Origin of the sequence: Blastococcus sp. TF02-09 (assembly GCF_003319105.1) — a bacterium.
In the GTDB taxonomy this organism is placed as follows: domain Bacteria; phylum Actinomycetota; class Actinomycetes; order Mycobacteriales; family Geodermatophilaceae; genus Blastococcus.
Window position 1 is genome coordinate 194,892 of sequence record NZ_QOHH01000004.1, and the last position, 26,415, is coordinate 221,306.

The window sequence follows — 26,415 nt, forward strand, 5'->3', positions numbered from 1 at the left end:
ACGCTGCGGTGCGATGCCCGACCAGCCCCGCAGCCAGGATCCGCGCCGCGCGGTGCCGCGGACCGACGTCCTGCTCGCCGAGCCGCTGGTGCGGGCGGCGGAGCAGCGGCTCGGTCGCGCCCTCGTCAAGGCGGCCGTCGCCGGTGTCCAGGATCGGATCCGCGCGGGTGAGCTCGCCGCCGACGACGCAGCGGCCGCCGTCCTGGACACGCTGCCGGCCACCGCGAGCAGCCTGCAGCCGGTGCTCAACGCCACCGGGGTGCTCGTGCACACGAACCTCGGCCGGGCGCCGCTGTCCCCGGCGGCGGTCGAGGCGATCACCGTCGCGGCCGGCGCCACCGACGTGGAGCTCGACCTCGGCACCGGACGGCGGGGCCCGCGCGGGGAGGCCGCGATCGGCGCCCTGCTCGACGCCGTCCCGGCAGCCGAGGCGGCGCTCGTCGTGAACAACTGCGCCGCCGCGCTGAGCCTCGTCGCCACCGCGCTCGGGCAGGGCCGCGAGCTGGTGCTGGCGCGCGGCGAGCTGGTCGAGATCGGTGACGGCTTCCGCATCCCCGAGCTGCTGGAGGCCACCGGCGCCCGGCTGCGCGAGGTCGGCACGACCAACCGGGTCACCGTCGAGGACTACCGCCGCGCACTCGGCCCGGACACCGGCGCGGTGCTCAAGGTGCACCCGTCCAACTTCGTCGTCTGCGGCTTCACGCGCGCCGCTCCGGTGGACGAGCTGGCCGCCGCCCTGGCCGGCACCGGGGTCCCGCTGGTCGCCGACGTCGGCTCGGGGCTGCTGCGCGCCCACCCACTGCTGCCCGACGAGCCCGACCTGCAGTCGACCCTCGCCGCGGGCGCGGACCTGGTGCTCGCCAGCGGCGACAAGCTGCTCGGCGGTCCGCAGGCCGGACTGGTGCTGGGGCGGGCCGAGCTGGTCCAGCGGCTGCGCCGGCACCCGCTGTACCGGGCCCTGCGGGTGGACAAGACGACGCTCGCGGCCCTCGAGGCGACGCTGCGCGGGCCGCTGCCACCGGTGCAGCAGATGCTCGCGGCGGAGCCCGCGACGCTGCATGCCCGGGCCGCCGCCGTGGCGGAGCGGCTCGTCGCCGCGGGCCTGGACGCCGCCGTCGTCGACGCACCGGCCCGCGTCGGCGGGGGAGGAGCGCCGGAGCAGCCGCTGGCGGGCGTCGCGATCTCCCTGCCCGCCGGGTTCGCCGAGCCCCTGCGGCGCGGTGCCCGGCCGGTGGTCGGCTACCTCGAGGAGGGCCGCACGCTGCTGAACCTGCGCAGCTTGGCACCCGCGGACGACGACGCCCTGGCCGACGCGGTGCTGGAGGTGGCGGCCGCGTGGACGTGATCGCCACCGCGGGCCACGTCGATCACGGCAAGTCGGCACTGGTCCGGGCGCTCACCGGGATGGAGCCCGACCGCTGGGCCGAGGAGCGCCGCCGCGGGCTCACCATCGACCTCGGCTTCGCCTGGACGGCGCTGCCCTCGGGGCGCACGGTCGCGGTGGTCGACGTCCCCGGCCACGAGCGGTTCATCGGCAACATGCTGGCCGGCATCGGATCGGTGCCGGCCGCGCTGCTGGTGGTGGCGGCCGACGACGGCTGGTCGGCGCAGACGGCCGAGCACGTCGCCGTCCTCGACGCCCTGGGCGTGCGGCACGCGCTGCTCGCCGTCACCAAGTCCGACCTCGCCGATCCCGCGCCCGTGCTCACCGATGTACGCGAGCGGCTCGCCGCCACGTCGATGGGCGAGGTCCCCGCCGTCGCGGTCAGCGCCCTGACCGGGGCAGGACTGCCGGAGCTCACCACCGCGCTCGAGCGGCTGCTGACCGCCCTGCCCGCGCCCGATCCCGCGGCGCCCGTGCGGCTGTGGATCGACCGCGCGTTCACCATCAAGGGCGCGGGCACCGTGGTCACCGGGACGCTGGCGGCGGGCGCGGTCGCACCCGAGGACCGGCTGCGGCTGGGTGACCGGGACGTCGTCGTCCGGGGCGTCCAGTCGCTGGGCCGGCCGGTCCAGCGCGCCGAGGCCACCGCCCGGGTGGCGCTGAACCTGCGCGGGGTCGCGGTCGAGGAGATCTCCCGCGGCGACGCCCTGCTCACCCCCGGCGCCTTCCGCAGCACCGCGGAGCTGGACGTGTCGCTGGTCGGCGCGGTCGAGGACCGCCTCCCCGGCGAGGCGGTCGTGCACGCGGGGTCGGCGACGGTTGGCGCCCGGCTGCGCCCGCTGGACGGCGCCGTCGTCCGGCTCCGGCTGGAGACGCCGCTGCCGCTGCGGGTGGGGGACCGGCTGCTGGTGCGCGAGCCGGGCACCCGACGGGTGCTCGGCGCGGACGTCCGCGACGTCGACCCGCCGGAGCTCCGACGCCGGGGTGCCGCCCGCCGACGCGGCGCGGAGCTGGCCGGTCAGGACGGTGCGGACGGCGCGGTGGCGGACCTGGCGCGCCGGCGGTTCGTCCGGACGGCGGACTTCACCGCGATGGGCTGGACCGTGCCCGGCGACGCCGACGAACGCGGGCCGTGGCTGCTCGCCCCCGGTCTGGCCGACGCGCTCGCCGCCCGGGTGCCCGACGTCGTCACCCGCTACCGGACGCTGCGCCCGCTGGAGCCCGGACCGCCGGTGGAGGTCGTGCGGCGGGCCCTGGAGCTGCCCGACGTCGAGCTGGTCCGGGCCCTGGTCCGCGCGCCGCTCGCGCTCCGCGACGGGCGGGTGGTCGACGCCGCGGCGGAGCTGCCCGACGCCGTCCAGCGGGCCGTCGACGGCGTCCGCGCCCGGCTCGCCGCCGACCCCTTCGCCGCGCCCGAGACGCCGGAGCTCGCGGCCACCGGGCTCGGGCCGCGCGAGCTGGCCGCGGCCGTGCGCAGCGGTCAGCTGGTCCGGATCGCCGAGGCCGTCTACCTGGCGCCGGGCATCGAGCAGCTCGCCCGCGCGCGGCTGGCCGGGCTGCCGGCGCCGTTCACCGTCAGCCAGGCGCGGCAGGCGTGGGGCACCAGCCGCCGCGTCGCCGTCCCGCTCATGGAGTGGCTGGACGCCCGGGGCGTCACCGTCCGCCTGCCGGACAACACCCGCCGCCTGCGCTGAGGCTCAGCGGTAGGGGTCGGTGATCTCGCGCAGGCTGGCGAGGGCCTCGCGCAGCTGCCGCCAGCGGCGCTCGCCCAGGTGGGCGCGCCATTCGTCCTCCACCTCGGCGAGGACGGCCGCCGCCACGGGCTGGGCTGCGACGCCGCGCTCGGCGAGCCGCACGAGCCGGGCGCGGGCGTCGGTGGGGTCCGGTGTCCGGCGCACGTAGCCGGTGCGCTCCAGCTGGTCGACCAGGTGGCTCGCGGTCTGCTTGGTGACCTGTGCCGACTCCGCCAGCTCGGTCAGCCGGGTGCCGTCGGGGCCGATCCGCTGCATGACCCGCGCCTGCGCCAGGGTGAAGTCGTCGAACCCGGCCCGTTCCAGCGCCGCGAAGATGCGGTTCTCCATGGCGCGGTAGGCGACGAACAGCAGCAGCCCGGTGTTGAGCTCGTCCGGCTCGGGAGGGACGTCGGCCACGCGGAGAACTCCTTGACGGTCGTCAGAACCTCGAACTAATCTGGTCCGATCATCGTACTAGTTCCCGAGGGGTGCCCCATGGGACCTCAGCCGATCAGGACCTCGGACCTCGACGCCGTGTGGGCGGCCATCGACGCCGAGCGGCTCGGCCTCGCCGACCTGCTGGACGACCTGGCACCCGCGGAGTGGAAGCACCCGTCGCTGTGCGCGGGATGGCGGGTGCGTGACGTCGCCGCACACCTCGCGCTGGCGCAGACCGGCACCCGCCGGGCCGTGCTCGACCTGCTCAGGGCGCGGGGCAGCCTGCTGCGGATGATCCACGACTCCGCCGTCCGGCACGCCGCGTTCCCGACGGAGCAGCTCGTCGCGCAGATCCGGGGCATGGCGGGTTCCCGCCGCACCGCCCCGGGCGTCACGCCCCTCGAGCCGCTCCTCGACGTGCTCGTCCACGGCCAGGACGTCGCCGTGCCGCTCGGCCGTCCACGACCGATGCCGGTCGCAGCCGCGACGAGGGCGGCCACGCGGGTGTGGGACATGCCGTGGCCGATGTCCACCACCTTCTCGCCGCGTCGGCGGCTGGCGGGGCTTCGCCTGGTCGCGACCGACGCCGAGTGGGCGGTCGGGGAGGGCGAGCGGGTCGAGGGCCCGGTGCAGGCCCTGCTCATGGTGCTGACCGGCCGCACCGCAGCGGTGCGGGACCAGCTCACCGGCCCGGGAACGTCGCGGGTGCGCTGAGCCCTCGACGGACGGGGCCGGAGCGAGGAGCATCGCGCCGTGGACGCGTCGCGCAGGGACCTGCCCGTGCTCCCGGTCGCCTGCACGCTCGGCGCCGCCGACGGCGCGGCCCAGCTGCGGCGCTGGCGGCGGCTGGACGACCGGGCCCTCGTGCGCCGGGCGCGCGAGGCGGAGGAGCTGCTCCTCGTCTACCGGGCCGACGACGCGACCCGGACCGAGCTGCACGACCTGGTGGGCGTGGAGCGGACGTGCTGCGCGTTCCTCGACTGGCGGATCGAGGAGCAGGCGGATGGCCTGCGGCTGAACATCCGGGGCGCGGCAACCGATCTGGACGGACTGGACCGGTGATGGCCCCGCCGTCGGGAGATCAGCGCCGACGATCGCGCCGGACGGTGATCGCGGTGGAGACGGCCACCACCAGGATCCCGGCAACCGCCACGACGGCGAGCTGCGTGCCGGCGCCCTCGCCGTCCAGGCTCACGAGAAGCACAGCGGCCAGCGTCGAGAAGATCACCAGCACCGGCAGCCAGACCGAGACCGGGAGGACGGTCTTCCCGTCGTAGGGGCCGAGCCCGAGCGCGTCCTTGATGCTCACCGGGGCAGCGAACCAGATCCGGTCGCGGGCACCCAGCGCGCCGGGCGCTTCTCGCGGAACGACGCGATGCCCTCCTGGCCCTCCTCGCCGGCGAAGAAGCGGGCCGAGAGCGCCAGCAGGTCGCCGAAAACCAGGTCCGGCTGGCGCGAGCGCAGCAGCCGCTTGGTCTCGGCCAGCGCGCCCGGCGCGCCCGCCGCGAGCGCGGTGAGCTGCCCGGCGACGACGTCGTCGAGCCGGTCGGGCTCCGCGACCAGGTCGACCAGCCCGCCCGCCGCCGCGGTCGCGGCGTCGAACACCTCGCCGGTGAGCATCAGCCGGTGCGCCACGTGCGTGGTCATCCGCGGCAGCACGACCGCGGAGATCACCGCCGGCACGAGCCCCAGGCGCACCTCGGAGAAGGCGAAGCTCGCCGACGACGCGGCCACGACGACGTCGCAGGCGGCGGCCAGCCCCACCCCGCCGGCCCGGGCCGGCCCGCGGACGACGGCGACGACGGGCTTGGGGGAGGACCAGAGCAGCTGCAGCAGCTCGGGGAACTCGCGGACGCCCTGGTCGTCGGACGAGCCCCCGGCCGCCTCGGCGAGGTCCATGCCGGAGCAGAAGACCCGGCCCGTGTGGTCCAGCACCACCACGCGCACCGCGTCGTCGGCCAGGGCGTCGGTGAGCGCGCTCCGCAGCTGCGCGCGCATCGCCTTCGACAGCGCGTTGCGGTTGGCCGGGGAGTCGAGGGTGAGCGTCGCGACGCCGGCGGACACGGTCACCTGGATCACTCGGTCGTGGGTCACAGCCGCATCCTGCCGCCCTCCGAACCCGGCGCGGCACACTGGGAGCAGATGAACACCGTCCTGCCCCTGGTCGAGCGTGCCGTGCCGGAGCTCGTGCTGCCGGAGTCCGCCCGCGAGGGCCTGACGCGCACGCCGTTCGGCCTCTACGTGCACGTGCCCTTCTGCGCGACCCGCTGCGGCTACTGCGACTTCAACACCTACACCTCCGACGAGCTCGGCCCGGGCGCCAACCGCGCCGAGTACGCCGGGACGGCGGTCGACGAGCTGCGCCGGGCCGCCCGCGTCCTCGGCCCGGACCTGCCCACGGTCTCGACGGTCTTCGTCGGCGGGGGCACCCCGACCCTGCTCCCGGCGGCCGACCTCGCCGCGGTGCTCGCCGAGGTGCGCCGGCTGTTCTCGGTGGCCGACGACGTCGAGGTCACCACCGAGGCCAACCCCGAGACCGTCGACCGCGGGTACCTCGAGCGGCTCCGGGAGGCCGGGTTCACCCGGGTCAGCCTCGGCATGCAGTCCGCCGCCGAGCACGTCCTCGCCGTGCTGGACCGGCGGCACACCCCGGGCCGGGCGGTGCAGGCCGCGCACGACGCCCGCGCGGCCGGCTTCGAGCACGTCAACCTCGACCTCATCTACGGCACGCCGGGGGAGACCGACGCCGACTGGGCCGCCTCGCTCGACGCGGTGCTCGCCTCCCCGGTCGACCACGTGAGCGCCTACGCCCTCATCGTCGAGGAGGGCACCCGCCTGGCCCGGCGGATCAGCCGCGGCGAGCTCCCCATGCCCGACGACGACGTCCTGGCCGACCGCTACGAGCAGGCCGACCGGACCCTGCGCGGCGGCGGGTTCGACTGGTACGAGGTGTCGAACTGGGCCACCACGGACGCCGCCCGCTGCCGGCACAACGAGCTGTACTGGGCCAACGCCAACTGGTGGGGCGTCGGCCCCGGCGCGCACAGCCACGTCGGCGGGCTGCGCTGGTGGAACGTCAAGCACCCGGCGGCCTACGCCGATCGGCTCGCCGCCGGGTGCAGCCCGCACGCCGACGCCGAGCTGCTGGACGACGCCGACCGCGCGCTGGAGACCGTGATGCTCGGGCTCCGGCTCCGCGAGGGGCTGCGGCTGGAGCTCCTGTCCGAGCTGGGCCGCGCGCGGGCCGCCGAGTCGGTGGCGCGGGGGCTCCTGGATCCGGCGGCGCACGCCGCGGGCCGCGCCGTCCTCACCGACCGCGGCCGGCTGCTCGCCGACGCCGTGGTGCGCGACCTCACCGACTGAGGCGAAAAGGCGGGGTCGCGGCCCTTCTTCTGGGCTAGAGTCCGGCCCTCCGGCAGCGAGCCGGACCGGGCAGAGGCGGTGGGCATGGACGTGTACGCGTTCCCTGATCCCGCCGCGCCGCGCGCCGTCGCGGTGCGCTCCGGCGGCATGCTGCCGGCTCCGCCGCAGCTCTCCTGACTCCCGCGCGGAGTCTCGACCGCTCTCCCCAGCGCGCCACCACCCGGTGCCCGCGTCGTCCTGCGTCGCCCTAGGAGACCCCATGTCCTCCAGCCTCGACACCGCTCCCGTCACCGGCGAGCACGACCGGTTCCGCGCCCTCCTCGAGGAGCACCGCGCCGACTGCGCGCGCCAGCGCGAGGAGGCCCTGGCCGAGTGCGCCCAGTCGGTGCCCGACCCGGTGGCCCAGCGCCGCAGCGCGGACCTGCTCGTCACGCTCGGCGAGATCGACGCCGCGCTGGCCCGCATCGAGGCCGGCACCTACGGGCGCTGCACCGGCTGCCAGGCCGAGATCCCCGAGGAGCGCCTCGAGCTGCGCCCCTTCGCCGGCACCTGCGTGCGGTGCACCGCCGCCCGCTGAGCAGCGTCCGGCCGCCGGCGTCAGGCCCGGCGGGGGTCGGGGACCGGGGGCTGGACCGGGATGGCGGCCGTGGCCGGGCCGGTCGAGCGCGGGACCGGGGTGAGCGCGTCGAGGTCCAGCACCCGCACGTGGATCACGTTGCGCTGCTGGAGCGCGGCCCGTAGCGCCCGGTGCAGGCCGTCCTCCAGGTAGAGCTCCCCGTGCCACTGGACGGCGTGCGGGAACAGGTCGCCGTAGAAGGTCGAGTCGTCGGCCAGCAGCGCGTCCAGCGCCAGCTGCCGCTTCGTCGTCGTCAGGGTGTCCATGCGCACTTGCCGCGGCGGGATCATCGCCCAGTCGCGGGGGGACAGACCGTGGTCGGGGTACGGGCGCCCGTCTCGAACCGCCTTGAAGATCAGGGGACCGTCTCCGCTCTCTCTCCGGTCGGCGCCGACCGCGCCACCTTATCGGCCAGGACTGCGGTGCGCCCAGTCCCGTCCGGCCCCGTCCGGAGGCTCGCCGCGAGCTCGCGAGCGGGGAGGGGGACGGGGTCTTTTCGCGTATGCTGGTCTGGCACTCCGACCGTGCGAGTGCCAGCGGGTGTCGGTCCCCGGCTGCAGCCTCCGGGACCGCGCCGCGGGTGCCGCGCGGCAGGTCGACCGGTACGGGGAGGTGTCTCGTGGCGCACGACGAACGCCGCCTGGAGGTTCTCCGGGCAATCGTCCAGGACTACGTCTCGACCAACGACCCGGTGGGCAGCAAGGCGCTGGCCGACCGGCACGACCTGGGCGTCTCCCCGGCCACCATCCGCAACGACATGGCGGTGCTGGAGGAGCAGGGCTACATCACCCAGCCGCACACCAGCGCCGGCCGGGTGCCCACCGACAAGGGCTACCGCCTCTTCGTCGACCGGCTCTCGGCGGTCAAGCCGCTGTCGATGGCCGAGCGCCGGGCGATCGAGCGGTTCCTGGACGGCGCGGTCGACCTGCACGACGTGCTCGGCCGCACCGTCCGCCTGCTGGCCCAGCTGACCCGCCAGGTCGCCGTGGTGCAGTACCCGACGCTGTCCCGCAGCGCCGTCCGCCACCTCGAGGTCGTCCAGGTGTCGGCCTCCCGGCTCATGCTGGTGCTCATCACCGACACCGGGCGCGTCGAGCAGCGCGTCGTCGACTGCCCGGCCGACATCGACGCCGGCGCGGTCGCGGAGCTGCGCACCCTGCTGAACTCCGCCTTCGACGGGGTGAAGCTCAGCGAGGCCGGCGGCAAGGTGCCCGACCTGCTGGAGACGGCGCCGGCGCACCTCCGCGGCCTGGTGGCCACGGTGAGCGCCACGCTGCTGGAGACCCTCGTCGAGCCCGGTGAGGACCGGCTGGTCATCGGCGGGACGGCGAACCTGGCGCGGGGCAGCGCGCTGGACTTCCAGGGCACCGTCAGCCCGCTGCTGGAGGCGCTGGAGGAGCAGGTCGTCGTCCTCCGCCTCATCAGCGAGGTCGACGCCGGCACCGTGCTCGTGCGCATCGGCGAGGAGAACGCCCACGAGGCCCTCACCGGGGCCTCGCTGGTCACCGTCGGGTACGGCTCCCCGGAGCGCGCGCTCGGCGGGCTGGGCATCGTCGGCCCGACCCGCATGGACTACCCCACGAACATGGCCGCGGTCCGCGCCGTGGCCCGCTACGTCGGCCAGCTCCTGGCCGAGAGCTGAGGACGAACAACTCGATGGCAACCGACTACTTCGGCGTCCTGGGCCTGGCCCGCGAGGCCAGCGACGCCGACATCAAGCGCGCCTACCGGCGGCTGGCCCGGGACCTGCACCCCGACGTCAACCCCGACCCCGAGGCCAAGGAGCGCTTCCAGGAGGTCACCCGCGCCTACGAGGCGTTGACCGACCCGGAGAAGCGCCGCATCGTCGACCTCGGCGGTGACCCGTTCGAGACCGGCGGCGGGGCCGGCGCCAACGGCTTCGGTGGTGCCGGGTTCGGCGGCCTGGGCGACATCATGGACGCCTTCTTCGGCGGCGCGACCACCCGCGGCCCCCGCGGGCGCACCCGCCCGGGGCGCGACGCGCTCATCCCGATCGAGCTGGAGCTCGACGAGGCGGTGTTCGGCACCGTCAAGGAGCTCACCGTCGACACCGCCGTCCTCTGCGACGTCTGCGCGGGCGCCGGCACGGCCCCGGGCACGCACGTGACCACCTGCACGACCTGCTCGGGGCGGGGCGAGGTGCAGAGCGTCCAGCGCAGCTTCCTCGGTCAGGTCGTCTCCAGCCGCACCTGCCCGACCTGCGCGGGCACCGGGACCGTGATCCCCGAGCCGTGCGCCAAGTGCGCCGGTGACGGTCGGGTACGCGCCCGGCGCAACATCTCGGTGAAGGTGCCCGCCGGCGTCGAGGACGGCATGCGGATCCGGCTCACCGGCCAGGGCGAGGTCGGCCCCGGGGGCGGCCCGGCCGGCGACCTCTACGTCGAGGTGCACGAGCGCCCGCACGACGTCTTCACCCGGGACGGCGAGGACCTGCACTGCCGGGTCACCCTGCCGATGACCGCCGCGGCGCTCGGCACCACGCTCAACCTCAAGACCCTGGACGGCGAGGAGGAGCTGGTCATCACGCCGGGCACCCAGTCGGGCAGCGTCCTGACCCTCCGGGCCCACGGCGCTCCGCGGCTGCGCGCCACTGGCCGCGGCAACCTCGTCGTGCACGTCGACGTCGTCACCCCGACCAGGCTCGACGGCGAGCAGGAGCGGCTGCTGCGCGAGCTGGCCGCGCTGCGCGGCGAGGACCAGCCGGAGTCCAACCGCGAGGCCCAGGGCGGGCTGTTCTCCCGGGTCCGCGACGCCTTCCACGGGCGCTGACGGCGTGACGACCACCGACGCCGGAGCACCCCAGCTCGACGGCGCACCGCTGTTCCTGCTCGACGAGCTGCCGGAGTCCCCGGAGCTGCTGGTCGACGGGTCCGAGGGCCGGCACGCCGTCGAGGTGCTGCGGCTGGAGCCGGGGGAGCGGGTGCGCGTCGGCGACGGCCAAGGCACGGTCGCTGAGGGCGAGGTCGTCTCCGCCGGTCCGCAAGGGCTGCGCGTGGCGGTGAGCGCCCGCTTCGAGGTGCCCGCCCCGCAGCCGGAGTTCGTCCTGGTGCAGGCGCTGCCCAAGGGCGACCGGGGACCGCTGGCGGTGGACCTGGCCACCGAGCTCGGCGTGGACCGGATCGTGCCGTGGACCGCCTCGCGCTGCGTGACCCGCTGGCGGGACGACCGGGTGGCCAAGGGCGTGGCCAAGTGGCGGGCCGCGGCGCGCGCGGCCAGCAAGCAGTCCCGCCGTCCGCGGGTGCCCGAGGTGACCGAGCCCATGTCGACCCGCGAGGTGTGCGGGCTGCTGGGTGACATCGACCTCGCGGTGGTGCTGCACGAGCAGGCGCGTCACCCCATGGCCGGGCTCACGGTGCCCGACAGCGGGACCGTCGCCGTCGTCGTCGGCCCCGAGGGCGGGCTCACCGACGGCGAGGTGCTCGCCTTCCGCGCCGCGGGTGCCGAGCCGGTCCGGCTGGGCCAGGAGGTGCTGCGCACGTCCACCGCCGGAGCCGCCGCGCTGGCCGCCCTGAGCGTCCGCACCCGCTGGGCGTAGCTAGCAGCAGCGGCTGACCGGGTTCGCCTCCAGGGCGTCGGAGCGGCGGCGCTCGAACTCGCGGCGGGTCATCGGCTCGTGCCCGTGCGCGGTGCAGTGCTCGAGGTAGCGGTCCCAGCGGGCCTCGCCGGTGAACTCGCGCAGGTACCAGCGCACGCCCTCCCAGGCCCGGACGACGGCGGCGGTCACTTCTCCTCCGCCTCGGGGCGGCCCGCGCCCGCGCCCACGAGCCGCCGGTGCTCGGCCATGGCCTCCTTCTCCTCGGGTGTGGGGAAGAAGCCGGCCGGCTCGACCAGCCGCGACGGCGTGGGCGGTTCCTCCGTGGTCGGCAGCCGGCCCACCATGATCGCCCGCGCGATGACCACCACCGCGTTGGCGACGACGACCAGCACCAGCACCGCGAACAGCGCCTGCAGGACGCCGTTGAGGGTGGAGTTGAAGATGACCTGGTCCATCTGCGACTGGTCGGTCGCGGGGGCCAGCACCTCGCCGGCGTCCCGGGCGGCGCGGTAGTCGGCCGCCTGCTGGAAGTAGCCCACCCGCGGGTCGGAGGAGAACACCTTCTGGTAGCTCGCGGTCATGGTGACCACGAGGTCCCACGCGAGCGGGAGGGCGGTCACCCACGCGTAGCGCAGCTTGCCGTGTTTGATCAGCAGCACCGTGACCAGCGTCAGGGCGATCGCGGCGAGCAGCTGGTTGGCGATGCCGAACAGCGGGAAGAGCTGGTTCACCCCGCCCAGCGGATCGGTGACGCCGATGTAGAGCACCGAGCCCCAGAGCCCGACGACGACCGCGCTGGCGATGATGTTGCCCGGCCGCCAGGACAGGTCACCGAACTTCTTCCAGACGTTGCCGATCGTGTCCTGCAGCATGAACCGGCCCACGCGGGTGCCGGCGTCGACGGCGGTGAGGATGAACAGCGCCTCGAACATGATCGCGAAGTGGTACCAGAACGCCTGGCCACCGCCGCCGAACGCGTCGCTGAAGATCTGCGAGATGCCGACGGCGAGGGTGGGGGCGCCGCCGGTGCGGGAGATGAGCGTGTCCTCCTGCACCGCCGCGGCCGCCGCACCCAGGGACTGGGCCGTGGTGTCGAAGCCCAGGCCGTTGATGAACGAGGCGGCTGCCTCCGCCGTCCCTCCGGTGGCCCCGGCCGGGCTGTTCATCGCGAAGTAGAGGCCCTGGTCGATGACGCACGCGGCGATGAGCGCGCTGATCGCCACGAACGACTCCATGAGCATGCCGCCGTAGCCGATGAGGCGGACCTGGCTCTCCTTGGCCACCATCTTCGGCGTCGTCCCGGAGGCGATGAGCGCGTGGAAGCCGGAGAGCGCCCCGCAGGCGATGGTGATGAACACGAACGGGAACAGCGATCCGGCGAACACCGGGCCGGTGCCCTCGCGCGCGAAGTCGGTGACCGCCTCGGCCTGGAGCACCGGACGGGCGATGACCAGGCTGACCGCCAGCAGGACGATCACGCCGATCTTCATGAAGGTCGACAGGTAGTCGCGCGGGGTGAGCAGCAGCCACACCGGCAGCACCGAGGCGACGAAGCCGTAGACGACCAGCGCGAGGACCAGCCACTCCCGGGACAGGGTCAGCGCGTCGCCGAGGCCGGTGTCCTCGATCCAGCCACCGCCGACGATCGCCAGCAGCAGGAGCGCGACGCCGATGCCGGTCGCCTCGAGCACCCGCCCGGGTCGCAACCGGCGCAGGTAGACGCCCATGAACAGCGCGATCGGGATGGTCAGCGCGATGGAGAAGACGCCCCACGGGGACTCCGCCAGCGCGTTCACCACGATGAGCGCGAGCACCGCCAGGATGATGATCATGATGGCGAAGACGGCGATGAGCGCGGCTATCCCGCCGACGACGCCGATCTCCTCGCGCACCATCTGGCCGAGGCTCTTCCCGTTGCGGCGCATCGAGAAGAACATGACCGTCAGGTCCTGCACGGCCCCGGCGAAGATGACGCCGACGACGATCCAGATGGTGCCGGGCAGGTAGCCCATCTGGGCGGCCAGCACCGGCCCGACCAGCGGCCCGGCGCCGGCGATGGCGGCGAAGTGGTGACCGAAGAGCACCCGCCGGTCTGTGACGTCGAAGTCGACGCCGTTCTCCAGCCGCTCCGCCGGGGTGGCCCGCCGGTCGTCGACCTGGAGCACCCGGTAGGTGATGAACCGGGCGTAGAAGCGGTAGGCGATGGCGTAGGAGCACAGCGCCGCGAACAGGATCCACAGCGCCGACACGGTCTCGCCGCGCGCCAGCGCCAGGACCGTCCAGCAGACTGCGCCCACGACCGCGACCAGGCTCCAGATCGCGATCGACCGCGGCGTCATGCGCCGGCGGTCCGGGGGAGCGGGCGAGTCGTCGTGCGCGGGGCTGCCCGTGGTGACAGAGCTGGACATGACGTCCTCCGTCCCGACGCCGGCACCGTTGCCGGTCCTCTCGGTCACCGGTGAGCATAGGGAGCCCGGCCGGTCCCGGCTGCCCGAGACGGCACCCGCCCCACTCTGCTTTTCCGCGGAAAAGCAGGCCGCTTTTCCGCGGAAAAGCAGGCTGCTTTTCCGCGGAAAGGCCGGGCGTGGGGGCCGCGATCTAAGGTGCGGGGCGTGTCCGACTGCCTGTTCTGCCGCATGGTCGACGGGGAGATCCCCGCCGACGTCGTCCTCAGCACCGACCGGGTCCTGGCCTTCCGCGACATCAACCCGCAGGCGCCCACCCACGTGCTGGTGATCCCGAAGGAGCACCACCGCAACCTGGGCGCGCTGGCGGCCGCGGACGGCGAGCTGCTCGCCGAGGTCGCCCGCGCCGCCCACGCCGTCGCCCTGCAGGAGGGGCTGGTGACCGACGGCGGCATCGAGCCGGGCTACCGCGTCGTCACCAACACCGGTCCGCAGGCGGGGCAGTCGGTGGACCACCTCCACCTGCACGTCCTGGGCGGCCGCGGGCTGGGCTGGCCCCCCGGCTGACGTGGGATGACAGGGTGGGCACGTGACCGAGCAGAGTGCACCGCCCGTCCGCGTCGAGCGGGACGGCGACGTCGCCGTCGTCGTCCTCGACAACCCGCCGCTGAACCTGTTCACCCCCGCGGTGTTCCAGGCGCTGGACGCCGCCGTTGCCCAGCTGGGCCAGCTGACCGACCCGGAGCGCCCCGACCGGGCGCGGGCGGTGCTCTTCGAGGCGCGCGGCAAGGTCGTGTCCGGCGGCGTCGACGTCACCTTCTTCCGCGACATCGCCGAGGGGCCCGAGCCGATCGCCCGTGGCGGCGAGCTGTGGGCGCAGCTGCTGCGCGTCGCCCAGGCGATCGAGGACCTGCCGGTGCCCACCGTCTTCGCCGCGCACGGGCTCACCCTCACCGCGGCCTTCGAGATCAGCCTGTGCTGCGACATCCTCCTGGCCGCCGAGCGGGCGAGCTTCGGGCTGGTGGAGATCGTCGTCGGCCTGACCCCGTCGATGGGCGGGCCCCAGCGGCTGGCCGAGCGGGCCGGCCCGGCGCGCGCCCGCGAGCTCATCTTCACCGGCGAGCGCTATCCCGCCGCGGTGCTCGAGCGCTGGAACGTCGTCAACCGGGTGCTGCCCGACGAGGGCTTCGCCGAGGCCGCCCGCGCGTACGCCCACCAGGTCGCGGCCGGCCCCACGGTCGCCCACGCCGCGACCAAGCAGCTCGTGGCCACGGCCGTCCGGGAGGGCGCCCGCGCCGCCGACGCGCTCGTGCCCACGGTCTCGGGGGCGCTGTTCGCCAGCGACGACCTCCGCGGCGCGGTGCGCTCCTTCCTCACCGACGGGCCGGGCAGGGCGACCTACACCGGGAGGTGACCCCGGTCCGGTGATCCGCGCGTGGGGTCGCCGGACGCGGGTAGCATCGAGCGGTCCGCCACTCCCAGCCAGGAAGGCAGGGTCGAGGGTTCTTGCCCGACACCTCCCCGAACGTCCCCGTCGAGGGTGCCCTCACGTCCCGTGAGGCATCGGCGCAGGCCGCCGCCGTCGACGACCCCGCCGGCGGGCCCTCCGCCGGCACCCGCCCCGCCCCCGTCCGCGCCACCATCTCCGTGCCCGAGTCGGTCTCCATGGTCGCGCTGCTCGGCTCCGCCGACGAGCTGCTGCGCCTGGTCGAGGCTGAGGTCGAGGCCGACGTGCACGTGCGCGGCAACGAGATCACCGTGACCGGCCAGCCGGCCGACAACGCCTTCGCCGTCCGCGTGTTCGACGAGCTGATCGCGCTCATCGGCACCGGCCAGCAGCTGCGCCCCGACTCCGTGCGCCGCGTCGTCGCCATGCTCCGGAGCGGCGGGTCCGAGCGGCCGGCCGACGTCCTCAGCCTGGACATCATCAGCCGCCGCGGGCGCACGATCCGGCCCAAGACGCTGAACCAGAAGCGCTACGTCGACGCGATCGACGCGCACACGATCGTCTTCGGCATCGGCCCCGCCGGTACCGGCAAGACCTACCTCGCCATGGCCAAGGCGGTCCAGGCCCTGCAGACCAAGCAGGTCAACCGGATCATCCTGACCCGCCCGGCCGTCGAGGCCGGCGAGCGCCTGGGCTACCTGCCCGGCACGCTCAGCGAGAAGATCGACCCGTACCTGCGGCCGCTGTACGACGCGCTGCACGACATGGTCGACCCCGAGTCGATCCCGCGGCTCATGGCCTCGGGCACGATCGAGGTCGCTCCGCTGGCCTACATGCGCGGCCGTACGCTCAACGACGCGTTCGTGATCCTCGACGAGGCGCAGAACACCACCGCCGAGCAGATGAAGATGTTCCTCACCCGCCTCGGGTTCGGGTCGAAGATCGTCGTCACCGGTGACGTGACGCAGGTCGACCTCCCCGGCGGGGCGCAGAGCGGGCTGAAGATCGTCCGCGAGATCCTCGACGGCGTCGATGACGTGCACTTCGCCGACCTGACCAGCACCGATGTCGTCCGGCACCGGCTGGTCGGCGACATCGTCGACGCCTACGAGCGCTTCGACGCCGCCCGGCAGCCGCGGGCCACCACCACCGCGCCCGCACGACCGGCCCGGCCGCGCCGGCAGGGGAGCTGAGCCGAGATGCCCGTCGAGGTGTCCAACGAGTCCGAGATCGCCGTCGACGAGGCGGAGCTGGCCGGGATCTGCCGCTTCGTGCTCGGGAAGATGGACGTCAACCCGATGGCCGAGCTGTCGGTGCTCTGCGTCGACGTCGAATACATGAGCAGCCTGCACGAGCGGTGGATGGGGGAGAAGGGGCCCACCGACGTCCTGGCCTTCCCCATGGACGAGCTCGACACCGCCCGTCCCGACGACCCCGACCCGGGTCCGGCGCTGCTCGGCGACGTCGTCCTCTGCCCGGCCGTGGCCGTCCGCCAGGCGCGGGCCGCCGGGCACACCATGGACGACGAGCTGGTGCTGCTGGCCACCCACGGCGTGCTCCACCTGCTGGGCTACGACCACATGGAGCCCGACGAGGAGAAGGAGATGTTCGGTCTCCAGTCGCAGCTCATCGAGAGCTGGCGGTCCGCACCGCGGGAGCCGGTCACCGGCGAGGAGCGCGCGCCGGTGAAGCCGGCGCCGTCGAGCAGGGAGCAGACCCCCCGATGAGCTCGGGCGCGATCGTCCTCCTGGTGATCGCCTGCTGCCTCGTCCCGCTCGCCGGGCTCTTCGGAGCCATGGACGCCGCCCTCCAGCGGGTGTCCAAGGCCCGCGTCGAGGAGCTCCGGCGGGAGGGCGCGAAGCGCGCGGGGGCGCTGGAGGAGGTCGTGCTCGAGCGCGCCCGCCACGTCTCGCTGCTGCTCCTGCTCCGCATCGCCTGCGAGATGGTCGCCGCGGTGCTGGGCACCGTCCTGCTCTACGACGCGTGGGGCGGCGGCTGGCGGACCGTGCTCACCGCGGCCGCGACGATGACCGTCGTCAGCTACGTCCTCATCGGCGTCGGGCCGCGCACTCTCGGGCGCCAGCACGCCTACTCCGTGGCGCTGGCCACCGCCGGCGTGGTGCGGCTGCTCGGCCGCGTGCTCGGGCCGGTCGCCACGCTGCTCATCCTGGTCGGCAACATGATCACGCCCGGCCGCGGCTTCCGCGACGGCCCGTTCTCCTCCGAGGTGGAGCTGCGCGAGCTGGTCGACATGGCCGAGGAGCGCGGCGTGGTCGAGTCCGGCGAGCGCCAGATGATCCACTCGGTGTTCGAGCTGGGCGACACCATCGCCCGCGAGGTGATGGTCCCGCGCACCGACGTCGTCTGGATCGAGCGCACCAAGACCGTCCGCCAGGCGCTCGCGCTGGCCCTGCGCAGCGGGTTCAGCCGCATCCCGGTGATCGGCGAGAACGTCGACGACGTCGTGGGCGTGGTCTACCTCAAGGACCTGGTGCGCCGGTCGCAGAACTCCCAGGAGCGCGGCGGCCCGCGGGTCGAGGAGCTGATGCGCAAGCCGACGTTCGTGCCGGAGTCCAAGCCGGTCGACGAGCTGCTGCGCGACATGCAGGCCCAGCGCATCCACATCGCGATCGTGGTGGACGAGTACGGCGGCTTCGCCGGGCTAGTCACCATCGAGGACATCCTGGAGGAGATCGTCGGCGAGATCGCCGACGAGCACGACCGGGTGCAGCGGCCCCCGGTCGAGGAGCTGCCGGACGGCTCGATCCGGGTCACCGCACGCCTGCCGGTCGAGGACCTCGCCCAGCTGTTCGGCGTCGAGCTGCCCCAGGGAGACGACGTCGAGACCGTCGGCGGCCTGCTGGCCCGGGAGCTCGGGCGCGTGCCCATCGAGGGCGCGTCGGCCGAGATCGGCGGGCTGCGGCTGGTCGCGGAGAGCACCGGTGGACGGCGCAACCGGGTGGACACCCTGCTCGTGTGCCGGGTGGAGGAACCGTCCGGGGACGACGCCGACGAGACGGCCGGAGCGACCGGCAGGGGGGCCACCCGCTACGAGGAGCCGGCCCCGGTGGAATCCTGAGCCCGTGCCTGAACTGCAGCCCGAGGACGCCAAGCTCGTCACGCTCGCCCGTTCCGCCCGCGCCCGCACCGGCGCGGCCGAGGGAGCGGCGGTCCGCGACACCGACGGCCGCACCTACGTCGCCGCGAGTGTCGGCCTGCCCTCGCTGAAGCTGTCCGCGCTGCAGGCCGCGGTGGCCGCCGCCGTCTCCAGCGGGGTCGAGGGCCTCGAGGCCGCCGCGATCGTCTCCGAGGGTGACGCCGTGGAGCAGGAGGGGCTGGCCGCCGTGCGCGACCTGACGCCGTCGGCACCCGTGCACCTGGCCGGCCCCGACGGGACCCTGCGCCTGTCGCTCTGACGTCGGTGGTCGGTGGGAGACTGTGGGCGTGAGCAGCCCTGACCAGACGCCGCACCGCAGCGGCTTCGTCGCCCTGGTGGGCCGCCCGAACGCCGGCAAGACGACGCTGACCAACGCGCTGGTCGGCGAGAAGGTCGGCATCGTCAGCAACCGGCCGCAGACCACCCGGCACGCCATCCGCGGGGTGGTGCACAAGCCGCAGGGCCAGATCGTGCTGGTCGACACCCCCGGGCTGCACAAGCCCAAGAGCCTGCTGGGCAAGCGGCTCAACGACGTCGTCCGCGACACGCTGTCCGACGTCGACGTGGTGGTCTTCTGCGTCCCGGCCGACCAGCCCGTCGGCACCGGCGACAAGTTCATCGCCCGCCAGCTGCGCGAGGTCAAGGCGCCGATCGTGCTGGTGGTGACCAAGACCGACGCGGCACCCAAGAAGGTCGTCGCCGAGCAGCTCATGGCCGCCAGCCAGCTGGTCGAGGCCGCGGAGGTCGTGCCGGTCAGCGCGGTGCAGGGCGACCAGGTCGAGCTGCTCGAGGACCTGCTGATCAAACTCCTGCCCGAGGGCCCGCCGCTGTACCCGCAGGAGCAGACCACCGACGAGGACGTCGACCGCCAGCTGGCCGAGCTGGTGCGCGAGGCGGCGCTGGAGAAGGTGTTCCAGGAGGTGCCGCACTCCCTGGCGGTCACCATCGAGGAGGTCACCCGCCGCCCCGACCGCGACCTGGTCGAGGTCCACGCCCTGCTGCACGTCGAGCGCAACAGCCAGAAGCCGATGCTGCTGGGCAAGGGCGGGTCGATCATCAAGGCGATCGGCACCGAGGCGCGGGTGGGCATGGAGACGCTGCTCGGCTCGCGCGTCCACCTCGACCTGCACGTCACCGTGCTCGGCGAGTGGCAGGACGACCCCAAGAAGCTCAACCGGCTGGGCTACTGATGAGCGCGCACACCCCGAAGGCCCTCTACCGGGACGAGGGCATCGTCCTGCGCACGCAGAAGCTGGGCGAGGCCGACCGGATCGTCACCGTGCTCACCCGCCGCACCGGCAAGGTCCGCGCCGTCGCCAAGGGCGTGCGGCGCACCAAGAGCAAGTTCGGCGCCCGGTTGGAGCCCTTCACCCACGTCGACCTGCAGCTCTACACCGGGCGCAACCTCGACATCGTCAGCCAGGTGGAGTCCATCCGGTCCTACGGCCAGGAGATCGTCGCCGACTACCCGGCCTACACCGCCGGCACCGCGGTGCTGGAGACCGCCGACCGGCTCACCGCCGAGGAGAAGGAGCCGTCGCTGCGGATGTTCCTGCTCGTCGTCGGCGCGCTCCGGACCCTCGGCGAGCGGACCCACCAGCCCGGCCTCGTGCTCGACGCCTTCCTGCTGCGGGCGATGTCGGTGGCCGGCTGGGAGCCCGCGCTCGGCGAGTGCGCCCGCTGCGGGGAGGCCGGTCCGCACCGGCACTTCTCCGTCCCGGCCGGCGGCACCGTGTGCCCGGCCTGCCGTCCCACCGGCTCGGCGATGCCGAGCCCGGTCACCATCGAACTCATGGAGGCACTGCTGACCGGCGACTGGGCGCGGGCCGACGCCAGCCAGGGCATCAACCGCCGGGAGAGCAGCGGCCTGGTGGCCGCCATGCTGCAGTGGCACCTCGAGCGCGGGCTGCGCTCGCTGCCGCTGGTCGACCGCTCCGACGCCCGGCCCACCGTCCTCCGGCCGGCCGAGCCGCTCGTCGTCGGGACCGGCGCGTGAAGCGCGAGGTCAAGGCGCCCAACCCGCACCCGTCCGGCGCGCGTCCGCCCGAGCTGCCCAAGGACAAGATCCCCGGGCACGTCGCGATCGTCATGGACGGCAACGGGCGCTGGGCCAAGGAGCGCGGGCTGCCGCGGACGGCGGGCCACGAGGCGGGGGAGTCGTCGCTGTTCGACTGCGTCGAGGGCGCCATCGAGCTCGGGGTGAAGGCGATCAGCGCCTACGCCTTCTCCACCGAGAACTGGCGGCGCAGCCCCGACGAGGTCCGCTTCCTCATGGGCTTCAACCGCGACGTGATCCGCCGCCGCCGCGACGAGATGCACGAGCTCGGCGTGCGGGTGCGCTGGGCAGGGCGCCGTCCGCGCCTGTGGCGCTCGGTCATCAAGGAGCTCGAGATCGCCGAGGAGCTCACCAAGGACAACGACGTCCTGACGCTCACCATGTGCGTGAACTACGGCGGCCGGGCCGAGATCGCCGACGCCGCGGCGGCCATCGCCCGCGAGGTGGCCGCCGGCCGGCTCAACCCCGACAAGATCGACGAGAGCACGGTCGCCCGGTTCCTCGACGAGCCGGACATGGCCGACGTCGACCTGTTCGTCCGCAGCTCGGGGGAGAACCGCACCAGCAACTTCCTGCTGTGGCAGTCGGCCTACGCGGAGATCGTCTTCCTCGACACGCTCTGGCCCGACTTCGACCGCCGCCACCTCTGGGCCGCCTGCGAGGAGTACGCCTCCCGCCAGCGCCGCTTCGGCTCCGCCTGAAGCGCCGAGCGGTGATCAACGCCCGTCCACGGCCCTCTCCCGAATTCTGAGAGGGCGCTCAGCGGGCGTTGATCACAGCGGGGAGTAGCCGCCCTCCGTGGCGCTGTCCAGGACGAAGCCGGGCCCGCCGAACTCCCGCGCGATCCGGTCGAGCGTTTCTTGCGGCGTGTCGGTCAGCATCGTGAGCCTGACGGTGTTGAGGTGTTCCTCCCGCTCCAGCATGGCGAGGTGCGGCCGGATGGCGGGGTCCGAGGCGACGACGTCGGCGAGGTGTGCCAGCAGCAAGTCCAGGTCGGCCAGGCTCAGCCGACCTCCTCGAGGACGAGCTGCTGCCCGGCGGGCACGAGCGACCGCAGAAGCCGGGTCGTCTCCTCCGGCCAGGTCCCCGCCACCGCGAGGTGGATGACACCGCCCGCGGCCTGATCGATCCAGATGCCGCCGTAGCCGTCGAGATCCTCCGCTGCCGCCACGAGCGCCCTGACCGTAGGACCCAGTGCGGATCGTGCGTCGATGTCGGCCGCTTCATCCGGTGTCAACGGGATCCCGAGCTGGTCGGTGGTGGACTCCGGGTCCGCGTCGACCGCCCTCACGTACGACAGGTCCGCCCGGAGACCGAACATGGAGCGCAGCTGGATCTCGTGGCTCTCCGCGTCGGTCGGCGAAGCGTCGTCCGGGGGGCTCACGTCGTCGACTCGCGACCGACTGCGCCGCTGGCCACCAGGGCGTCGATCTCCGCGGCGGAGTAGCCGAACTCGGTGAGGACGGCGTCGGTGTGCTGGCCGAGCGCGGGGACGTCGCCCATGGCCATCTCCACATCGGTGAACGTCATCGGCGGGAGGATCGCCCGCAGCGGCCCGACCGGGCTGCCGACCTCGCGCCACCGGTCACGGGCGCTGAGCTGCGGGTGTTCGATCAGGCCGCGCATGTCGTTGAGCTCGGCCGCCGGCACCCCCGCCTCGGCCAGGCGAGCGTCGAGCTCCGCCGTCGTCCACGTGCGGGTCTCGGTCGCGACGACGGCGTCGCACTCCTCCCGGTTCGCCACCCGCAGCACGTTGGTGCGCAGTCGCGGGTGGTCGGCGAGGTCGGGGCGGTCGAACACCTTGGTCACCAGGTCCTGCCAGCCGCGGTCGTTCTGCACCCCGATCAGCACCTGCCCGTCGCGGGTGGGATAGGCGTCGTACGGCGCGATCGCGGCATGGCTCAGCCCCATCCGCGGCACCTGCCGGCCGGCGTACATCTGCATGTACATCTGGTGGCCCAGCCACTCGGCGGTCGCGTCGAACATCGACACCTCGACCGTCGCGCCCTCCCCGGTGCGCTCGCGCCGGAACAGCGCGGCCAGTACCGAGTTCACCGCGTACAGCCCCGCCGCGATGTCCGAGGCAGGGACGCCCGTCTTCGTCGCGGTCTCCGGCGTGCCGGTCACCGACACCAGCCCGGTCTCGGCCTGGATGAGCATGTCGTAGGCCTTGCGGTCGCGGCGCGGCCCGCTGGCGCCGTACCCGGACATGTTGACGACGACGAGGCGCGGGTCGGCCGCCCGCAGCGTCTCGCCGTCGAGCCCCAGCCGGGCGACCGCACCCGGCGCGAAGTTCTGCAGGAACACGTCGGCACCCGCCACGAGGGCACGCACCACCGCCACGCCGTCCGGGGACTTGAGGTCGAGGGCCACCGACTCCTTGCCGCGGTTGAGCCACACGAAGTGCGAGGCCATCCCGTGCACGGCGCCGTCGTAGTGGCGGGCGAAGTCGCCCTCGCCCACCCGCTCGATCTTGATCACCCGGGCGCCCAGGTCGGCGAGGTGGCGGGTGGCCAGCGGCGCGGCCACGGCCTGCTCCAGCGCCACCACGGTGATCCCGGCCAGGGGGAGGGACGGGGGTGTGGCCGCGGTCATAGCCGCACAACATAGTGTCCGCGCCATGAGCACCCTGACGACCGACGAGCAGGAGATGGTCGGCCTGGTCGCGCGGTTCGTCGACGAACGGGTCGCCCCCCGGGTGCGGGAGTTCGAGTCGGCCGACGAGTACCCGGAGGCCTTCATCGAGGAGATGAAGGAGCTCGGCTTCTTCGGCCTCCTCGTCCCGGCCGAGCACGGCGGAGCCGACGTCAGCGCCGCCTGCTTCGCCCGCGTCACCGAGGAGCTCGCCCGCGGCTGGATGAGCCTCGCCGGCGCGATCGGCGGCCACTCGGTCATCAGCTACCTGATCCACACGTACGGCACCGAGGACCAGCAGCGCACCTACCTGCCGGCGATGGCCGAGGGCCGGGTGCGGGCCACGATGGCGCTCACCGAACCCTCCGGCGGCAGCGACCTGCAGGGCATGCGCACCCATGCCGAGGCCGACGGCGACGAGCTGGTCATCACCGGCTCGAAGACCTGGATCTCCAACGCCCAGCACTCCGGCCTCATCGGCCTGCTGTGCAAGACCGACCGCGCCGCCGAGCCCGCCCACCGCGGGATGAGCGTGGTGCTCGTCGAGCCCGGCGAGGGGCTCACCGTCTCCGGCAAGATCCCGAAGCTCGGCTACCGCGGGGTCGAGGCGTGCGAGCTCTCCTTCGACGCGATGCGGGTGCCCGCCTCCGCCGTCCTCGGGGGCGTGCCCGGGCAGGGCTGGGGCCACATGATGCGCGGCCTGGAGGTCGGCCGGATCCAGGTCGCCGCCCGCGCCGTCGGCGTCGCCCAGGCGGCGCTGCAGGCCGCGCTCCGCTACGCGCAGGACCGGGAGACCTTCGGCAAGCCCATCTGGCAGCACCAGTCGGTGGGCAACCTGCTCGCCGACATGGCGACGAGGACGCGCGCGGCCCGGCTCATGACCCTCGACGCCGCCGACCGGCTGGACAGCGGCGAGCGCGCCGACCTCGAGGCCGGCATGGCCAAGCTGTTCGCCTCGGAGACGGCCATGCAGGTGGCGCTCGACGCCATGCGCGTGCACGGCGGCTACGGCTTCTCCCGCGAGTACGACGTCGAGCGCTACTTCCGCGACGCCCCGCTGATGATCCTCGGCGAGGGCACCAACGAGGTGCAGCGCAACGTCATCGCCGCCCAGCTCGTCGCCCGCGACCGCACCTAGCCCTCTGGAAAGGACGTCCCCACCCATGCAGCTCTCCGGACTCACCACCGCCGTCACTGGCGGCGCCTCGGGCCTCGGCCTGGCCACCGTCCAGCGGCTGGTCGCCGCCGGAGGACAGGTGACGATCATCGACCTGCCCGGCTCGGCCGGGGAGCAGGTGGCCGCGGACCTGGGCGACGCGGCCCGCTTCGTCGCCGCCGACGTCACCGACACCGAGCAGTTCGCCGCCGCCCTGGACGCCGCGGGCGAACGTGGGCCGCTGCGCGGGCTGGTGCACTGCGCGGGAGCCGGACGCCGGCTGCGGGTCCTGGACAAGGACGGCGAGCCGGGCTCCCTCGAGGACTTCGAGTGGGTGATGAAGCTCAACGTGACCGGCTCGTTCAACGCCCTCCGGCTGGGCGCCGCCCGCATGGCCCGCAACGAGCCCGTGGACGGCGAGCGGGGCGCGATCGTGCTGACCGCGTCGGTGGCCGCCTTCGAAGGGCAGATCGGGCAGCTGCCCTACACCGCGTCCAAGGCGGCCATCGTCGGCATGACCCTCAACGCCGCGCGCGACCTGGCGAGCCGGGCGATCCGCGTGTGCACCATCGCGCCCGGGATCATGGACACCCCGCTGCTGGCCCGGCTGCGTGACGACGTCCGCACCTCGCTGGAGGCCTCGGTCCCCAACCCGCCGCGGCTGGGGAACACCGCGGAGTTCGCGCTGCTGGCCGGCCAGATCCTGGAGAACGGCTACCTCAACGGCGAGACCATCCGTCTCGACGGCGCCATCCGGATGGCCCCGCGCTGACCGGCGTCGCGAGGGGGGACGACGGGGTGTTCGCGGTGACCCGCCTCCGGGCGACGGGTGCGGACGGCGCGGCGCTGGAGGCCGCCGTCGGGCCGCTGCTCGAGGCCCTGGGCGCCCTGCCCGGGTTCCGGGGCGGGGACTTCGGCCGCGCGGCCGACGACCCGACGCTGTGGGCGCTGGTGACCCGCTGGGACGGCGTCGGCTCCTACCGCCGGGCGCTGTCGGCGGCGGCGGTCAAGATCGCCGGGGCGCCGGTGTGGGTGCACGCCCTCGACGAGCCCGGGGTCTACGTCACGGAGTGAGGGGCGGGCTGGCAGGCTCGGACCCGTGACGACGGTGGACGCCAGGGGGATCGACGCGGTGCTCGCCGAGAGCCGGCAGGGGGTCCGCCGTGTGACGCCCCTCGAGCTGGCCGCGTCCCACGGCGCGCTGGTCGTGGACACGCGCACCGAGGCGCAGCGCCGCCGGCAGGGCGAGCTGCCCGGGGCGGTCGTCATCGACCGGACCGTGCTGGAGTGGCGCCTCGACCCGGCCGGCGAGCACCGGATCCCGGAGGCGACCGGGTACGACCTCGAGGTCGTCGTCGTGTGCCGGCAGGGCTACAGCTCCAGCCTCGCCGCGGCGTCCCTCCGGTCGATCGGCCTGCACCGGGCGACCGACCTCGAGGGCGGGGTGGAGGCGTGGATCGCCGCCGGGCTGCCGATGTCGGCCGGGCCCGCCGACGTGCGGGAGTAGCGCGCCGCTCCCACGACCGGGGCTCCGCGGCGCCTACCGTCGGCCCGTGGTCAGCCGCACCCGCACCGCCCGGTACGCCCGCCGGCGCAAGCGCCGCATGGACGCCGTCGAGCACGACCTGACCCCGGAGCAGTGGGCCCTGCTGCAGCAGGTCTGGGGAGGGTGCGCCTACTGCGGGGCGACCGGCGTCCCGCTGCAGCGCGACTGCGTCCTCGCCCTCTCTCGCGGAGGCCGCTACACGCTGGACAACATCGCCCCGGCCTGCGGCTCCTGCAACGCGAGCAAGTGCAACGACGAGGTGACGGGCTGGATGCGGCGCAAGCGCCTGGATGAGCGCGCCTTCCTGGTGCGGCACGCCGAGGTCCGGATGCTGCTCGCCGAGCAGTTCGCCGACTGTGACGACGACGTCGCGGTGCCGGCGCTCCGGAAGGCGTAGCCCGCGCGGTCAGGGGCACTGAGGGCACCGGAGATCCCGCCGCCGGCGGGCCGTGGACCACCGGAGCCGCCCCCATGACCGACCGGACGCACGACGAGGACCCGCCGGCGCCCGGCGACCGCACCCGCGACATCACGCTGCCACCGCCGGCCGACCCGACGCAGCCCGCACTGCCCCACGGCCGTCCGTCGCCGCTCGACGCGCCGACGACGGCCGTGGCGGGGCCCGTCGCGCCGCCCCCGCCGCGGGCCGTGGAGGTCGATCCGGCCGCCGAAGAGGCACGGCGCCTGGCCCGCAGCCGCACCGACGAGCTGCGGTCCCAGCCCCGCGCCGGAGTCCGGCAGCGGACCCTGGCCTTCAGCTCGCCGGAGATGCAGCACCGGCCGATCGAGCCCGTGACGGTGGACCGCACGCCCCGCCGCTGGCCGTGGGTGGTGCTGACCCTGCTCCCGATCGTGGTGATCCTCGCCTCGGCCGTGGGCTGGCTGGTCCTGCTGCGGGGCAGCTGAGCGCACCGCCCCCGGAGG

32 protein-coding genes and 1 pseudogene are annotated in these 26,415 nt (G+C 74.3%); 24 read left to right on the plus strand and 9 right to left on the minus strand.

The window, feature by feature from the left end:
- Nucleotides 1-13: 13 nt before the first annotated feature.
- Together selA and selB are read left to right on the plus strand one after the other, a co-directional pair.
- Nucleotides 14-1,345, plus strand: a complete 1,332-nt coding sequence (selA, locus tag DQ239_RS08310) for an L-seryl-tRNA(Sec) selenium transferase (RefSeq protein WP_113833938.1) — start codon at nucleotides 14-16, stop codon at nucleotides 1,343-1,345.
- Nucleotides 1,336-3,078 carry a selenocysteine-specific translation elongation factor gene (gene selB / locus DQ239_RS08315; RefSeq protein ID WP_113833939.1) on the plus strand — a complete coding sequence of 581 codons (1,743 nt, stop codon included), beginning with the start codon at nucleotides 1,336-1,338 and terminating at the stop codon, nucleotides 3,076-3,078. Before selA ends, selB begins: the two co-directional genes overlap by 10 nt.
- Nucleotides 3,079-3,081: 3 nt before the next feature.
- Here selB and DQ239_RS08320 read toward each other — a convergent pair whose 3' ends face one another.
- Complete coding sequence (locus DQ239_RS08320; protein WP_233488922.1) at nucleotides 3,082-3,534, minus strand: MarR family transcriptional regulator; 453 nt, start codon at nucleotides 3,532-3,534, stop codon at nucleotides 3,082-3,084.
- Between the two features lie 78 nt (nucleotides 3,535-3,612).
- Between DQ239_RS08320 and DQ239_RS08325 the strand changes: the two genes are divergently transcribed.
- On the plus strand, nucleotides 3,613-4,269 hold the full coding sequence (locus tag DQ239_RS08325) for a maleylpyruvate isomerase family mycothiol-dependent enzyme (protein ID WP_113833940.1): 657 nt from the start codon (nucleotides 3,613-3,615) through the stop codon (nucleotides 4,267-4,269).
- Nucleotides 4,270-4,308: 39 nt separating this feature from the next.
- Entirely contained in the window at nucleotides 4,309-4,617 is a 309-nt protein-coding gene (locus DQ239_RS08330) for a hypothetical protein (RefSeq protein WP_113833941.1), read from the plus strand.
- Nucleotides 4,618-4,636: 19 nt separating this feature from the next.
- Here the strand turns inward: DQ239_RS08330 and DQ239_RS08335 are convergent, their stop codons facing one another.
- Both DQ239_RS08335 and DQ239_RS08340 read right to left on the minus strand, forming a co-directional pair.
- Nucleotides 4,637-4,864 carry a hypothetical protein gene (locus DQ239_RS08335; RefSeq protein WP_113833942.1) on the minus strand — a complete coding sequence of 76 codons (228 nt, stop codon included), beginning with the start codon at nucleotides 4,862-4,864 and terminating at the stop codon, nucleotides 4,637-4,639.
- Entirely contained in the window at nucleotides 4,861-5,649 is a 789-nt protein-coding gene (locus DQ239_RS08340; RefSeq protein ID WP_113833943.1) for an enoyl-CoA hydratase-related protein, read from the minus strand. The genes DQ239_RS08335 and DQ239_RS08340 overlap by 4 nt, the downstream gene beginning before the upstream one ends.
- 48 nt (nucleotides 5,650-5,697) lie before the next feature.
- On the opposite strand from DQ239_RS08340, the gene hemW reads away from it, so the two are divergent.
- Together hemW and DQ239_RS08350 are read left to right on the plus strand one after the other, a co-directional pair.
- The gene (gene hemW, locus DQ239_RS08345; protein WP_113833944.1) at nucleotides 5,698-6,918 is read left to right on the plus strand and encodes a radical SAM family heme chaperone HemW; all 1,221 of its coding nucleotides are present in this window, start codon (nucleotides 5,698-5,700) and stop codon (nucleotides 6,916-6,918) included.
- 259 nt (nucleotides 6,919-7,177) lie between these two features.
- Nucleotides 7,178-7,495 (plus strand): TraR/DksA C4-type zinc finger protein, encoded by a 318-nt coding sequence (locus DQ239_RS08350; RefSeq protein WP_113833945.1) that lies wholly within the window; start codon nucleotides 7,178-7,180, stop codon nucleotides 7,493-7,495.
- A gap of 107 nt (nucleotides 7,496-7,602) precedes the next feature.
- Here the strand turns inward: DQ239_RS08350 and DQ239_RS08355 are convergent.
- Nucleotides 7,603-7,893 (minus strand): annotated as a pseudogene (locus tag DQ239_RS08355) (type II toxin-antitoxin system VapB family antitoxin); the annotation flags it as partial.
- 260 nt (nucleotides 7,894-8,153) lie between these two features.
- Here DQ239_RS08355 and hrcA point away from each other — a divergent pair.
- Genes hrcA through DQ239_RS08370 form a run of 3 tightly spaced genes read left to right on the plus strand, consistent with a single transcriptional unit; the run spans nucleotide 8,154 to nucleotide 11,090 of the window.
- Nucleotides 8,154-9,176, plus strand: a complete 1,023-nt coding sequence (gene hrcA, locus DQ239_RS08360; protein ID WP_233488924.1) for a heat-inducible transcriptional repressor HrcA — start codon at nucleotides 8,154-8,156, stop codon at nucleotides 9,174-9,176.
- Between the two features lie 14 nt (nucleotides 9,177-9,190).
- Nucleotides 9,191-10,324 (plus strand): molecular chaperone DnaJ, encoded by a 1,134-nt coding sequence (dnaJ, locus tag DQ239_RS08365; RefSeq protein WP_113833948.1) that lies wholly within the window; start codon nucleotides 9,191-9,193, stop codon nucleotides 10,322-10,324.
- 4 nt (nucleotides 10,325-10,328) lie between these two features.
- Nucleotides 10,329-11,090: a 16S rRNA (uracil(1498)-N(3))-methyltransferase gene (locus DQ239_RS08370; RefSeq protein WP_113833949.1), complete on the plus strand. Its 762-nt coding sequence runs from the start codon at nucleotides 10,329-10,331 to the stop codon at nucleotides 11,088-11,090.
- On the opposite strand, the gene DQ239_RS08375 is transcribed toward DQ239_RS08370, so the two are convergent.
- Both DQ239_RS08375 and DQ239_RS08380 read right to left on the minus strand, forming a co-directional pair.
- A complete protein-coding gene (locus tag DQ239_RS08375; RefSeq protein ID WP_113833950.1) occupies nucleotides 11,091-11,279 on the minus strand; it encodes a YbdD/YjiX family protein in 189 nt (62 codons plus the stop codon). It lies immediately after the preceding gene.
- Entirely contained in the window at nucleotides 11,276-13,498 is a 2,223-nt protein-coding gene (locus DQ239_RS08380) for a carbon starvation CstA family protein (RefSeq protein WP_199582772.1), read from the minus strand. Before DQ239_RS08380 ends, DQ239_RS08375 begins: the two co-directional genes overlap by 4 nt.
- Nucleotides 13,499-13,702: 204 nt before the next feature.
- On the opposite strand from DQ239_RS08380, the gene DQ239_RS08385 reads away from it, so the two are divergent.
- The 9 genes from DQ239_RS08385 to DQ239_RS08425 all read left to right on the plus strand — a co-directional run bounded on the left by DQ239_RS08385 (nucleotide 13,703) and on the right by DQ239_RS08425 (nucleotide 20,856).
- Nucleotides 13,703-14,062 (plus strand): histidine triad nucleotide-binding protein, encoded by a 360-nt coding sequence (locus tag DQ239_RS08385; protein WP_233488926.1) that lies wholly within the window; start codon nucleotides 13,703-13,705, stop codon nucleotides 14,060-14,062.
- A gap of 22 nt (nucleotides 14,063-14,084) precedes the next feature.
- Nucleotides 14,085-14,909 carry an enoyl-CoA hydratase/isomerase family protein gene (locus DQ239_RS08390; protein ID WP_113833951.1) on the plus strand — a complete coding sequence of 275 codons (825 nt, stop codon included), beginning with the start codon at nucleotides 14,085-14,087 and terminating at the stop codon, nucleotides 14,907-14,909.
- Nucleotides 14,910-15,001: 92 nt separating this feature from the next.
- Nucleotides 15,002-16,135, plus strand: a complete 1,134-nt coding sequence (locus DQ239_RS08395; protein ID WP_233488927.1) for a PhoH family protein — start codon at nucleotides 15,002-15,004, stop codon at nucleotides 16,133-16,135.
- A 6-nt stretch (nucleotides 16,136-16,141) separates the two neighbouring features.
- Nucleotides 16,142-16,669 carry an rRNA maturation RNase YbeY gene (gene ybeY, locus DQ239_RS08400; RefSeq protein ID WP_113833952.1) on the plus strand — a complete coding sequence of 176 codons (528 nt, stop codon included), beginning with the start codon at nucleotides 16,142-16,144 and terminating at the stop codon, nucleotides 16,667-16,669.
- Nucleotides 16,666-18,021 (plus strand): hemolysin family protein, encoded by a 1,356-nt coding sequence (locus DQ239_RS08405; protein ID WP_113833953.1) that lies wholly within the window; start codon nucleotides 16,666-16,668, stop codon nucleotides 18,019-18,021. Before ybeY ends, DQ239_RS08405 begins: the two co-directional genes overlap by 4 nt.
- Nucleotides 18,022-18,025: 4 nt before the next feature.
- Entirely contained in the window at nucleotides 18,026-18,358 is a 333-nt protein-coding gene (locus tag DQ239_RS08410) for a cytidine deaminase (RefSeq protein WP_113833954.1), read from the plus strand.
- A gap of 28 nt (nucleotides 18,359-18,386) precedes the next feature.
- Nucleotides 18,387-19,289, plus strand: coding sequence for a GTPase Era (era, locus tag DQ239_RS08415; RefSeq protein WP_113833955.1), 903 nt, complete (start codon nucleotides 18,387-18,389; stop codon nucleotides 19,287-19,289).
- Complete coding sequence (recO, locus tag DQ239_RS08420; protein WP_113833956.1) at nucleotides 19,289-20,095, plus strand: DNA repair protein RecO; 807 nt, start codon at nucleotides 19,289-19,291, stop codon at nucleotides 20,093-20,095. Before era ends, recO begins: the two co-directional genes overlap by 1 nt.
- The gene (locus DQ239_RS08425; RefSeq protein ID WP_113833957.1) at nucleotides 20,092-20,856 is read left to right on the plus strand and encodes an isoprenyl transferase; all 765 of its coding nucleotides are present in this window, start codon (nucleotides 20,092-20,094) and stop codon (nucleotides 20,854-20,856) included. Before recO ends, DQ239_RS08425 begins: the two co-directional genes overlap by 4 nt.
- Nucleotides 20,857-20,928: 72 nt before the next feature.
- Here DQ239_RS08425 and DQ239_RS08430 read toward each other — a convergent pair whose 3' ends face one another.
- The 3 genes from DQ239_RS08430 to DQ239_RS08440 are packed head-to-tail and all read right to left on the minus strand — an operon-like array spanning nucleotide 20,929 to nucleotide 22,750.
- On the minus strand, nucleotides 20,929-21,141 hold the full coding sequence (locus tag DQ239_RS08430; RefSeq protein ID WP_113833958.1) for a hypothetical protein: 213 nt from the start codon (nucleotides 21,139-21,141) through the stop codon (nucleotides 20,929-20,931).
- Nucleotides 21,142-21,158: 17 nt separating this feature from the next.
- Nucleotides 21,159-21,539 carry a hypothetical protein gene (locus DQ239_RS08435; RefSeq protein WP_113833959.1) on the minus strand — a complete coding sequence of 127 codons (381 nt, stop codon included), beginning with the start codon at nucleotides 21,537-21,539 and terminating at the stop codon, nucleotides 21,159-21,161.
- A complete protein-coding gene (locus DQ239_RS08440; RefSeq protein WP_113833960.1) occupies nucleotides 21,536-22,750 on the minus strand; it encodes a CaiB/BaiF CoA-transferase family protein in 1,215 nt (404 codons plus the stop codon). The genes DQ239_RS08435 and DQ239_RS08440 overlap by 4 nt, the downstream gene beginning before the upstream one ends.
- A 25-nt stretch (nucleotides 22,751-22,775) precedes the next feature.
- On the opposite strand from DQ239_RS08440, the gene DQ239_RS08445 reads away from it, so the two are divergent.
- From DQ239_RS08445 to DQ239_RS08470, 6 genes are all read left to right on the plus strand, one after another.
- Nucleotides 22,776-23,927 (plus strand): acyl-CoA dehydrogenase family protein, encoded by a 1,152-nt coding sequence (locus DQ239_RS08445; RefSeq protein WP_113833961.1) that lies wholly within the window; start codon nucleotides 22,776-22,778, stop codon nucleotides 23,925-23,927.
- A 25-nt stretch (nucleotides 23,928-23,952) separates the two neighbouring features.
- Nucleotides 23,953-24,717 (plus strand): SDR family NAD(P)-dependent oxidoreductase, encoded by a 765-nt coding sequence (locus tag DQ239_RS08450; RefSeq protein WP_113833962.1) that lies wholly within the window; start codon nucleotides 23,953-23,955, stop codon nucleotides 24,715-24,717.
- A gap of 35 nt (nucleotides 24,718-24,752) precedes the next feature.
- Complete coding sequence (locus tag DQ239_RS08455) at nucleotides 24,753-25,019, plus strand: antibiotic biosynthesis monooxygenase (RefSeq protein ID WP_233488928.1); 267 nt, start codon at nucleotides 24,753-24,755, stop codon at nucleotides 25,017-25,019.
- Between the two features lie 25 nt (nucleotides 25,020-25,044).
- Entirely contained in the window at nucleotides 25,045-25,452 is a 408-nt protein-coding gene (locus DQ239_RS08460; RefSeq protein WP_113833963.1) for a rhodanese-like domain-containing protein, read from the plus strand.
- A gap of 46 nt (nucleotides 25,453-25,498) precedes the next feature.
- Nucleotides 25,499-25,888 (plus strand): HNH endonuclease signature motif containing protein, encoded by a 390-nt coding sequence (locus DQ239_RS08465; protein ID WP_233488929.1) that lies wholly within the window; start codon nucleotides 25,499-25,501, stop codon nucleotides 25,886-25,888.
- Nucleotides 25,889-25,962: 74 nt separating this feature from the next.
- Entirely contained in the window at nucleotides 25,963-26,397 is a 435-nt protein-coding gene (locus tag DQ239_RS08470; RefSeq protein ID WP_113833964.1) for a hypothetical protein, read from the plus strand.
- The last annotated feature ends 18 nt before the right edge of the window (nucleotides 26,398-26,415 follow it).

What these genes read in the sequence shown, in the direction of transcription:
- selA (WP_113833938.1), top strand. Translation starts at nt 14, where the DNA reads ATGCCCGACCAGCCCCGCAGCCAGGATCCGCGCCGCGCGGTGCCGCGG.
- DQ239_RS08325 (WP_113833940.1), top strand. Translation starts at nt 3,613, where the DNA reads ATGGGACCTCAGCCGATCAGGACCTCGGACCTCGACGCCGTGTGGGCG.
- hemW (WP_113833944.1), top strand. Translation starts at nt 5,698, where the DNA reads ATGAACACCGTCCTGCCCCTGGTCGAGCGTGCCGTGCCGGAGCTCGTG.
- DQ239_RS08350 (WP_113833945.1), top strand. Translation starts at nt 7,178, where the DNA reads ATGTCCTCCAGCCTCGACACCGCTCCCGTCACCGGCGAGCACGACCGG.
- dnaJ (WP_113833948.1), top strand. Translation starts at nt 9,191, where the DNA reads ATGGCAACCGACTACTTCGGCGTCCTGGGCCTGGCCCGCGAGGCCAGC.
- DQ239_RS08380 (WP_199582772.1), bottom strand. Translation starts at nt 13,498, where the DNA reads ATGTCCAGCTCTGTCACCACGGGCAGCCCCGCGCACGACGACTCGCCC.
- ybeY (WP_113833952.1), top strand. Translation starts at nt 16,142, where the DNA reads ATGCCCGTCGAGGTGTCCAACGAGTCCGAGATCGCCGTCGACGAGGCG.
- DQ239_RS08405 (WP_113833953.1), top strand. Translation starts at nt 16,666, where the DNA reads ATGAGCTCGGGCGCGATCGTCCTCCTGGTGATCGCCTGCTGCCTCGTC.
- recO (WP_113833956.1), top strand. Translation starts at nt 19,289, where the DNA reads ATGAGCGCGCACACCCCGAAGGCCCTCTACCGGGACGAGGGCATCGTC.
- DQ239_RS08440 (WP_113833960.1), bottom strand. Translation starts at nt 22,750, where the DNA reads ATGACCGCGGCCACACCCCCGTCCCTCCCCCTGGCCGGGATCACCGTG.
- DQ239_RS08445 (WP_113833961.1), top strand. Translation starts at nt 22,776, where the DNA reads ATGAGCACCCTGACGACCGACGAGCAGGAGATGGTCGGCCTGGTCGCG.
- DQ239_RS08450 (WP_113833962.1), top strand. Translation starts at nt 23,953, where the DNA reads ATGCAGCTCTCCGGACTCACCACCGCCGTCACTGGCGGCGCCTCGGGC.
- DQ239_RS08470 (WP_113833964.1), top strand. Translation starts at nt 25,963, where the DNA reads ATGACCGACCGGACGCACGACGAGGACCCGCCGGCGCCCGGCGACCGC.